11 protein-coding genes are annotated in these 9,375 nt (G+C 68.3%); 5 read left to right on the plus strand and 6 right to left on the minus strand.

All coding sequences use genetic code 11. The features are described 5' to 3' along the window. Positions 1–126: 126 nt before the first annotated feature. The 5 genes from ACH4E7_RS25045 to ACH4E7_RS25065 all read right to left on the minus strand — a co-directional run bounded on the left by ACH4E7_RS25045 (position 127) and on the right by ACH4E7_RS25065 (position 4,548). Entirely contained in the window at positions 127–1,356 is a 1,230-nt protein-coding gene (locus ACH4E7_RS25045; RefSeq protein WP_396251272.1) for an acyl-CoA dehydrogenase family protein, read from the minus strand. Between the two features lie 6 nt (positions 1,357–1,362). After that, positions 1,363–2,391, minus strand: coding sequence for a phosphotransferase family protein (locus ACH4E7_RS25050; RefSeq protein ID WP_396251273.1), 1,029 nt, complete (start codon positions 2,389–2,391; stop codon positions 1,363–1,365). Positions 2,392–2,657: 266 nt separating this feature from the next. After that, positions 2,658–3,173, minus strand: coding sequence for a DinB family protein (locus ACH4E7_RS25055; protein ID WP_396251274.1), 516 nt, complete (start codon positions 3,171–3,173; stop codon positions 2,658–2,660). A 326-nt stretch (positions 3,174–3,499) separates the two neighbouring features. After that, positions 3,500–3,718, minus strand: coding sequence for a DUF397 domain-containing protein (locus ACH4E7_RS25060; protein WP_396251275.1), 219 nt, complete (start codon positions 3,716–3,718; stop codon positions 3,500–3,502). Continuing rightward, the gene (locus ACH4E7_RS25065) at positions 3,715–4,548 is read right to left on the minus strand and encodes a helix-turn-helix domain-containing protein (RefSeq protein WP_396251276.1); all 834 of its coding nucleotides are present in this window, start codon (positions 4,546–4,548) and stop codon (positions 3,715–3,717) included. Before ACH4E7_RS25065 ends, ACH4E7_RS25060 begins: the two co-directional genes overlap by 4 nt. Before the next feature lie 137 nt (positions 4,549–4,685). Here ACH4E7_RS25065 and ACH4E7_RS25070 point away from each other — a divergent pair, with 137 nt between their 5' ends. The 4 genes from ACH4E7_RS25070 to ACH4E7_RS25085 all read left to right on the plus strand — a co-directional run bounded on the left by ACH4E7_RS25070 (position 4,686) and on the right by ACH4E7_RS25085 (position 7,230). After that, the gene (locus ACH4E7_RS25070) at positions 4,686–5,024 is read left to right on the plus strand and encodes a recombinase family protein (protein WP_396251277.1); all 339 of its coding nucleotides are present in this window, start codon (positions 4,686–4,688) and stop codon (positions 5,022–5,024) included. Continuing rightward, on the plus strand, positions 5,021–5,389 hold the full coding sequence (locus ACH4E7_RS25075; protein ID WP_396251278.1) for a hypothetical protein: 369 nt from the start codon (positions 5,021–5,023) through the stop codon (positions 5,387–5,389). Before ACH4E7_RS25070 ends, ACH4E7_RS25075 begins: the two co-directional genes overlap by 4 nt. 114 nt (positions 5,390–5,503) lie before the next feature. Further along, complete coding sequence (locus ACH4E7_RS25080) at positions 5,504–6,742, plus strand: hypothetical protein (protein ID WP_396251279.1); 1,239 nt, start codon at positions 5,504–5,506, stop codon at positions 6,740–6,742. Between the two features lie 233 nt (positions 6,743–6,975). Next, positions 6,976–7,230, plus strand: a complete 255-nt coding sequence (locus tag ACH4E7_RS25085; RefSeq protein ID WP_396251280.1) for a hypothetical protein — start codon at positions 6,976–6,978, stop codon at positions 7,228–7,230. 765 nt (positions 7,231–7,995) lie between these two features. Here ACH4E7_RS25085 and ACH4E7_RS25090 read toward each other — a convergent pair. Beyond that, positions 7,996–8,361: a hypothetical protein gene (locus tag ACH4E7_RS25090; protein WP_396251281.1), complete on the minus strand. Its 366-nt coding sequence runs from the start codon at positions 8,359–8,361 to the stop codon at positions 7,996–7,998. Positions 8,362–8,464: 103 nt separating this feature from the next. Here ACH4E7_RS25090 and sigJ point away from each other — a divergent pair, with 103 nt between their 5' ends. After that, on the plus strand, positions 8,465–9,358 hold the full coding sequence (gene sigJ / locus ACH4E7_RS25095; protein ID WP_396251282.1) for an RNA polymerase sigma factor SigJ: 894 nt from the start codon (positions 8,465–8,467) through the stop codon (positions 9,356–9,358). The last annotated feature ends 17 nt before the right edge of the window (positions 9,359–9,375 follow it).

Raw genomic sequence — 9,375 nt, forward strand, 5'->3', positions numbered from 1 at the left:
CGTTGACGAAGGAGACGCTACGGGCGGGGACGGGCCGAAGCCGTCATACCGGGGAGCCAACTCACCCATGAGTACCCAGGTATGACATCCGTTGCCGTTGGTGCCCGGGCCGGGCCCTTCCGCGCCCTAGCGGTACTTCTTGAGCTCCCGGCGGGCCAGCGAGCGCTTGTGCACCTCGTCCGGCCCGTCGGCGAGGCGCAGGCTGCGGACGCCGGCCCAGAGCTGGGCGAGCGGGGTGTCCTGGCCGGTGCCGCCGGCGCCGTGGGCCTGGACGGCCTTGTCGAGGATCCACTCGACCGTGGTCGGGGTGGCGATCTTGATGGCCTGGATCTCGGTGTGGGCGCCGCGGTTGCCGACGGTGTCCATCAGCCAGGCGGTCTTGAGCACCAGCAGCCGCAACTGCTCGATGCGGACCCGGGATTCCGCGATCCAGTCCTGGATCACGCCCTGGTCGGACAGCGGACGGCCGAAGGCGACCCGCGCGCCGGTTCGGCGGCACATCAGCTCCAGCGCCCGCTCGGCCATCCCGATGGCGCGCATGCAGTGGTGGATCCGGCCGGGCCCGAGCCGGGCCTGGGCGATGGCGAAGCCGGTGCCCTCCTCGCCGATCAGGTTTTCCACCGGCACCCGGACGTCCTCGAAGAGCACTTCGGCGTGGCCGCCGTGGTCGGAGTCGTCGTAGCCGAAGACCGTCATGCCGCGCTTGAAGGTGACGCCCGGGGTGTCGCGCGGGACGAGGATCATGCTCTGCTGGCGGTGCGGTTCGGCGGTGGGGTCGGTCTTGCCCATCACGATGATCAGCTTGCAGTCCGGGTTCATCGCCCCGGTGATGTACCACTTGCGGCCGTTGATCACGTACTCGTCGCCGTCGCGGACGATCCGGGTGGCGACGTTGGTGGCGTCCGAGGAGGCCACCTCCGGCTCGGTCATCGCGAAGGCGGAGCGGATCTCGGCGTCCAGCAGCGGGCGCAGCCAGCGCTCCTTCTGCTCGGCGCTGCCGAACTCGGCGAGCAACTCCATGTTGCCGGTGTCGGGCGCCGCGCAGTTGAGCGCGGGCGGGGCCAACTGGGGGCTGCGGCCGGTGATTTCGGCCAGCGGGGCGTACTGGAGGTTGGTCAGCCCGGCGCCGTGCTCACCGGGGATGCTGTGCTTGTCCACAAAGAACAGGTTCCACAGGCCCTGCTTGCGGGCCTCGACCTTGAGGTCGGCGATCACCGGCGGGACGACCCAGGGCTCGCGGGCCGGGTCGGCCAGCTGCTCGGCGAGGACGGCCTCGGCCGGGTAGACGTGCTCGTCCATGAAGACGAGCAGCTGCTCGCGGAGTTCGTTCGTCCGGGCGTCGTAGGCGAAATCCATCAGTTCTCAGCTCTCCTTGAGGGTGCTCAGGCCGTGCCGGGCGAGGATCGGGGCCATCTCACCCGCGCGCTCGAACCCCGCGCCGAGGGTGCGGCCCTGCTGGAAGCGGAAGTGGATGCCCTCGGCGACGGCGGCGAGCTTGAAGGACGCGAAGGCCACGTACCAGTCCAGGTCGGCGGCTTGCCGGCCGGTCAACTCGGCGTAGAGGGAGACGATTTCGTCGGGCTTCGGGAAGCCCGGGGCGGTCATGGCCGAGGGGATGATGCCGCCGCCGACGCCGGCGAGCTCGGTGTACATGACCAGCAGGCCGATGTCGGTGAGCGGGTCCCCGAGGGTGGACATCTCCCAGTCGAGGACCGCCGTGATCGTGTCGTTGTCGTCGACCAGGACATTGTCCAGCCGGTAGTCGCCGTGCACCAGGGCGGTCGCGGGCGAGGTCGGCAGTCGCTCGACGAGCAGGGCGTGCAGCCGGTCGAGCTCGGGCAGGTCGCGGCTGCGGGAGGCGGCGAGCTGCTTGGACCAGCGGCGCAGCTGGCGCTCCAGGTAGCCGTCGGGGTGTCCGAAGTCGGCGAGGCCGACGGTGGCGGCGTCGATCCGGTGCAGGGTGGCGAGGGTCTCGACCAGGCGGCGGCCGAGCGCTCGCACCCGGTCCTCGCCGAGCTCGGCCAGGGTGTGGACGTCCCGGTGCGCGGCGCCGGCGACGTGCTCCATGAGGCACCAGGACGCGCCGAGCACGTCTTCGCTCTGGTCGATCAGCAGCATCCGGGGAACAGGTACGCCGGTGCCGCGCAGGGCCGACATGACGCGGTACTCGCGGCCCATGTCGTGGGCGGTGGCGAGGACGTGCCCGAGCGGGGGGCGACGGAGGACCCAGCGGGAGACGCCGTCGGTGAGGACGTAGGTGAGGTTGGAGCGGCCCCCCTCGATGAGGTCGGCCCGCAGCGGGCCCTGGACGGTACCGGGCAGCTCGCGGCCAAGGTGGGTGCGGAGGCGAGCCAGATCCAGGCCGGGCGGGTCGGCGGGCGTCTCGGGCATCGGGCGACTCCTCGGGATCCTGAGTGACTAAGCGCTTGCTTAGCATTCCGCCGCTGGAGACCCCTGTCAATGGCACCCTGCACGCGACGGGCCCCCGAACCGTGTGGTTCGGGGGCTCGTCGGGCAGGCCGAGGCGGCTGGGCCGGCATTCGGCTGTGATCGGACAAGGCATGGCCCCGCGGTCCGACAGGACCCCAGCGAGCCACAACACCGTGCTGCCGTGCGGAGCGGAGGCACCATCGGAACCGCACAGCAGCCAGTGACTGCTAGCCGGTGACGCCGTCGGTGAGCTCTCGGACGATGTCCAGGTGGCCCGCGTGACGGGCGTACTCCTGCAGGACATGGAACAGGATCCAGCCCAGGGTGGGCCGCGGGGCGCCGTCGTCCGGGAAGCGGCCGCCGGCCTCGGCGATGGTGGACAGCGGCGTACCCGACACAACGGCTCGGGTGTACTCGCCACCCGCGTGCAGCGCGGCAAGCAGATCGGCAGCCGTCTCCCGCGGGCCGACGTACCAGCGGTCCGCCGGGCCTCGGTCGCCCCAGGGCGCCGGGACCGGCTCGGCCCGGAAGCCCCAACGCAGCCAGCGCTGCTCCATGTGCACGAGGTGCTTCAGCAGTTCGAGCACGGTCCACCCGGAAGGGAGCCGGCTGACGCGCAGCTCCGCGTCGGACATTCCCTCGATCTTGGCGCCGATCACGGACCGGTAGTAGTCGAGATAGTCCAGCAGCAGCGCGCTGGGATCGGAGAGTTGCTGGTCCGGCTCGGGGATGGCGGAAGTCATGGCCCCGAGTCTGCCACTGCGCGGGCCGACACCCCGGAGAACTCTCCGTTTGTCGATGGCTCCATGGCCATCGCGGGGCGCACATCGAGTTTTTGACTAATTCGGGGCGGTTGGGCGCCGTGAGGAGCGATGGCCGGAGACCAAGACCACCCAGGAACCCCTCTCCCCGGCACCGAGGTCAGGAACGAGCCCCGGGCCGCCGGCCCGTGTCGGCGCGACGCCGCTGCGGCCTCGAGAAAGCGACGGAGGCCGCCGACCCTGCAGGATGGCGGCCTCACGGAGAGGGGTTCGGGGGCGACGCCGACTGATACGGCTTCCTGTTTTCCCTAGATGTCGCCGAACTCGCCGGCGGCGGTCGCGGCGACGAAGGACGCCCACGCCTCGGCCGGGAAGAGGAGCACAGCCCCCTCGGGATCCTTGGAGTCACGGACGGGCATCACGCCAGGGAAGTCCGGGGCCACCTCGATGCAGTTGCCGCCGTTCTGGCTGTAGCTGGACTTGACCCAGACGGCGCCGTTCAGAAGTGCGTGGTCGGTGCGAGTCATGATCGGAGGTCCTTCCGAGCTGCGCGGATCATTTCGAGGGACGCCACATCCGAACTGGCTCCCACCTGAAGCCGATCGTAGTCCCTGGCCCACGCCGTGACCGTCTCAGTTTCCCTGGTGAGAAAGCCTCGCTGTTGCGACTCCGAGTATCCCAGCATGCTGCGGTCAGCCATGGTCAGCAGCACCACCGGCAGGGCGAGAGATCTGCGCTCGCCCATCGAGAACGGCGCCACCTGAATGATGGTCCGCGGGCGCTCCGACAACTCCGCCAAGCGATCCAGCTGCTCCTTCATGACCGTGACGCCACCCACCAGCCTTCGGATGCAGCTCTCGTCCAGCACCGCATGGACGAGCGACACATCCTTGCGTTCGAGCCGGTGTTGACGCGTGAGGAGGTATGAGACCCGCGCCTCAGCCTCCTCGTCCGTGATGGCCCCTCGCCGCACATCGGCCGCCGCCAGCGTCTCCGCATATGCCCTGGTCTGGAACAACCCAGGGACAACGCCCAACTCGAACTGCCGCAGCTCAACGGCCTTCGCTTCCTGCGCCGCGAACTCCGGAAAGCCCTCCAGAAGAGACCCGCCACCGCTGAGGCTCCAATACGTCAGCTCCAGAGTCCCACCGGTGTCCAGGACGCGGTCAGCCAGGACCACCCAGTCGAGTGTGGGACTGCGTGTACCTCTTTCGAGGTTCGAAATCTGACTGTCACTCAGCGAGGTGAGCCTGCCAAGCTCCGCCTGAGTCATGCCAACCGCCTTGCGCGCCTTGCGGAGTTGAGCGCCGAATGCCTCAAGCGGGGAGGCCGAAGGATCAAGCTCAGTCTCACGCATAATCAGACCTCCACTGCCGCCCGAGTCCCACAGCGCAGACTGTCAAGTGGGAAAGCCTTCCGATAGTAGGCCGCAGCACGCCACCATGGCTACACCCGGTGAGAATCCGGATGCGATGCGCAACCATGGAGACAGCCATGCCCCCCAACACCCCCACCCCGAACTTCCGGGTCGTCACGTACCTGGCCAAGACCAACTCCCGCTTCCCCGAGCGTGAGTTGCGCCAGTGCGAGGCCTACGCCCACGCCTTCCACTGGGACGTCTCGCTGATCGTCGTGGACGACGAGGTCAACGCGAAGGGGCCCGAGCACCGCCCCATGCTCCAGGCCGCCTTGCAGCGCCTCCTCGACAACCAGGCCGGCGCCATCCTCATCCCCAGCAAGGCGACCATCTCCCCCATCGACGGCGAGTTCAACGAGTTCGCCGAGCGCGTCGAGAAGGCCTCCGGCTTCATCCAGGTGGCGACCCGCCGATGACCAGCCGATACACCGCCGTCCCCGCCGAGGCCCCGCACGGCGCCTCGTACCAGGCCTGGGTCATCCGTGACCGCAGCACCAGCCTCCTCGTCAAGGCGCTGCCCCCGGCCGACGAGCCGCTGCGTTTCTACTCCTACACCCACGCCCTGGTCTGGATCCGCAAGAACGAGCCGCGCGCCGAGTACGAGATCCGTCTCATCGACTCCACGAGCCCGCACTTCCTCCAGCTGGAGTGCTGGGGACTCTGGGACCTCGACCGGCACGACTACCTGCGCATGCCCGGTTCCTCCCACCGGATCCGGCGCTTCTACACCCGTGCCGGCGCCGAGGCCTTCGAACGGCATCTCAGGCATCGTGAAACGTAGAAGAGTTCACAGCCGCCGGTGCAACCTAATGCGCCCCCTCAGTCATCGGACTAAGTGATCCACCGATCGAACTGTAGGGCTATTTACGGAGGTACTGTGCGGAATGCTCGCGGCATGACCGGTCTGCTGGCGGTGGGGGTCCTCGCGGCCCTCACCCTGGCCACGGGAGGGCCCGACTCTCAAGGCAGACCCACCGCCGCCGGTACCACTCCCGCGAGCCCCGAAGCCAGCCCGACCGACGACAACACCCCCTCCCCCACCCCGGCCGCGACGCCGACCTGGGACGGCCAGGTGAAGGTGCTCGGTGACGGCTCCACCTCCTACACCGGCCCCCAGCCCAAGCAGCCCACGCCCGAGAAGCTCAAACCGGGCGAGAAGCCGCCGCAGTTCGTCGTCTTCTCCTGGGACGGCGCACTGGAGGGCGACGACCACCTGTTCTCCCGCTTCCGCAAGCTCGGCGTGGAGAACGACGCCCAGATGACCTTCTTCCTCAGCGGCATCTACACCCTGCCCAAGTCCAAGCGCGCCCTCTATCACCCACCCCAGCACGACCCGGGCGCCGCCTCGATCGACTTCGCCACCGACGGCCACATCAAGGACACCCTGGAGCAGCTGCGCCTGGCCTGGCAGGACGGCAACGAGATCGGCACCCACTTCAACGGCCACTTCTGCCACGCCAAGGGCGGCGGCGAGTGGAGCACCGAGGAGTGGAAGAGCGAGCTCGACCAGGCGGTCTCCTTCGTCACCAACTGGAAGACCAACACCGGCTTCAAGAACCTCCCTCCCCTCCCCTTCGACTACACCAAGGAACTGGTCGGCGGCCGCGCCCCCTGCCTGGAGGGCCAGAAGGCCCTGCTCCCGGCGGAGAAGGCGGCGGGCTTCCGGTACGACGCCAGCTCACCGGGCGAGTTCCAGGTCTGGCCCGTCAAGAAGGAGGGCATCTGGAACTTCCCGCTGCAGATGCTGCCCTTCCCCGCCAAGTCCTCCCAGGGCCTCTCGATGGACTTCAACTTCCTCGCCGGCCAGTCCGGGAGCAGCACCAACGGCGACCCGAAGAAGTACGCCGCCTGGGAGAAGGAGGCCCGGGAGAGCTATCTCACCGGCTTCGAGCGGGTCTACAACGGCAGCCGGGCCCCGCTCTTCATCGGGAACCACTTCGAGGACTGGAACGGCGGAATCTACATGCAGGCCATCGAGGACGTGATGAAGAGCGTCTGCAAGCGGGACGGCGTCCGCTGCGTCTCGTTCCGCCAGGTCGCCGACTGGCTGGACGCCCAGGACCCGAAGGTCCTCGACAAGCTGCGCCAGCTGGACCCGGGGCAGCCGGGCGACTGGTCGCGCTTGGTCAAGTGACCTTTGCCGGGTGGCTGCGGGCCCCGCAGCCACCCGGAAGACTACGGTTGCGGCACGGCAAAGTTGATGATCATTGATCGCATTGCCGGTCGCAACGCTGGACCATGCACGGAAAGCCCGCCCCCAAGCTTTCAACATTGCCTTCGACGGCCGGCTCTTCAACGGTCGCCGGTGACTCACACCACACGAGTTACACCACTGGCTGTACAGGTCCCGTTGGGGACTGGCTGGTCGTGTTCGGGCTGGTCTCGGACGAACCGCCCGTGTTCGGGCTATTCGTGTTCGGGCTGGTCTCGGACGAGCCACCCGTGTTCGGGCTATTCGTGTTCGGGCTGGTCTGGGACGAACCGCCCGTGTTCGGGCTATTCGTGTTCGGGCTGGTCTCGGACGAGCCACCCGTGTTCGGGCTATTCGCGTTGGGGCTGGTCGTGTTCGGGCTATTCGTGTTCGGGCTATTCGTGTTGGGACTGGTCGTGTTGGGGCTATGAGCGCACGAAGAGCAGCCCGGAGATGGCGTCTCCGCCGGCCCCGGATAGTACGGGTTCTCGGGGGTATTCTGTTCAGGGTGGGGTAGAGCGGGCCCGACCGCACCACCGAGGAGAATGTATACTTCGTGGGTATATCCCGCTTTTGTCCCTTGCAATACCCCGTCTTGATAGTTGTAGATCGGGTCACTGCTTGACACCGCGGGTTTCTTCAGAAATGCGCGGCTCATTTGGCCGTGCTTGAAGTCGGTATCGGCCGTCTGCTTCCCGAGTTGCCAGCCAACCGCATAGCCGGCGTAATAGCTATTCGGTTGGGGCGGGTTCGATTGCTCGATGTACCGGGGGGCACTTAGCGTGGTCGGAGCAGAGTCCGCAAGGGCCGCTCCACTGCTTCCCAGAAGCGTCACAACCCCCATAAGGGCGGCGGCGGTTAGACCGCTCGCTCGCCGCATTCGTGAGTGCCGTATGGGTTTGCCGTTCATTTCAGATACCGTATCCGTTGATCCTTCTACCTTTTCCTCTCTTGCTCACTGACAACGGTATCCCGGACGTATCGATACCGACAGGGCCGGATGACCCGCCCGGCTTTGAGCCGGACGGGTCGGCGCCTGCACTTTCGCATAGAAGCTGAAATATCTGCCGGCGGCGCCTGACGACCATGGCACCCGGCGCTGACGTTGCGGTCATGCGGGCCGGCGGGGACGGCCAGCCCGCGAGCGGTCGCCACCAGTGGCCGCGTCGAGTCGCGAATCTCGATGGCAGCTCACTTCAGCGTCGTGCCAGCGCCAGCACGCTCAGCCCGAACATCAGCACGCCCAACGGCAGATGGACCGCCGGTACGTGCGCGATGCCGAGCACGACCTGCACCGAGGCGAGGACCAGGAAGCCGGACGCCTGCCAGACCGACCGGAACGGGCCCCCGCCCGGCTTCCACGCCAGTACCGCCGCCAGCACGTACAGCATCGACGCCCCGTACATCACGCGGGCTCCGACGCTGTGCAGCGTCTCCCCGTAGGACGAGGTCAGCAGCAGTCCGGCGGAGACCGCTTGCAGGAAGATGGTCAGGGTCTGCAGGGTGATCGCGACCCGCAGGAACGGGAAGCTGTGCTGCGCCGTCGTCGCCTGGGTGGCCATGCCACGGTCCTCTTTTCCGCCCGGTGGGGGCAGTGGATCGATAAGGTCTCACCAGCCCGACGACGCGGGCCTGCGAAAGGTAAGGCGAGGGGCGGTCGGGGGCATGGCACCAGCTGATACGGGCACCGACGGAACAGCCGGCGGAATCGCCGGCGAACGGCGCCAACTACTCAACATCGCCTACCGGTTGCTCGGTTCGCTGGCCGAGTCCGAGGACGCCGTCCAGGAGGCCTACGCGCGCTGGTACGCGCTGCCGCAGGCCCGACAGGAGGAGATCCTCTCCCCCGGCGCGTGGCTGACGACGGTGACCGGCCGCATCTGCCTGGACCTGCTCGGTTCGGCGCGGGCCCGGCGTGAACGCTATGTCGGCGCCTGGCTGCCCGAGCCCCTGCCCGACCACGCCGAGCGGGATGGCGACCTCGCCGACCACATCATCCAGGACGAGTCGGTGACCATGGCCTTCCTCGTCGTCCTGGAGACGATGACCCCCGCCGAGCGGGTGGCCTTCGTCCTGCACGACGTCTTCCGCTATCCCTTCGCCGAGATCGCCGACGTCCTCGGCCGCACCCCTGCGGCCTGCAAGCAGTTGGCCTCCTCCGCCCGACGGCGGGTGGACGTCGCGCCCGCCCCGATGACGTCAGCCGGGCAGGCCGACACGGTGCGGCGCGTCAAAGAGGCCTGGGAGACCAGGGACATCGCGACCCTCGTCGCCCTCCTCGACCCGGCCGCCGTGATGACCGCCGACGGCGGCGGCCTGGTCGGCACCGTCCTGCGCCCGGTCGAGGGCGGCGCACGCATCGCGCAGTACATGATCGCCATCGCCGACAAGGCCCCGGGGCTCGAACTCCTGGAGCGCTCCGTCAACGGCGCGCCGGGCCTGGTGGCCCAGCGAGGCGGCGTCGTCATGACGGTGGCCTCGTTCGAGGTCACCGACGGCCGCGTCACCCGGATCTGGGCGGTCCGCAACCCGGAGAAGCTCCGGCCCTGGGCACGCTGAAGCCTGACGGTCGGAGC

The organism is Kitasatospora sp. NPDC018058 (genome assembly GCF_044327205.1).
Classification (GTDB): domain Bacteria; phylum Actinomycetota; class Actinomycetes; order Streptomycetales; family Streptomycetaceae; genus Kitasatospora.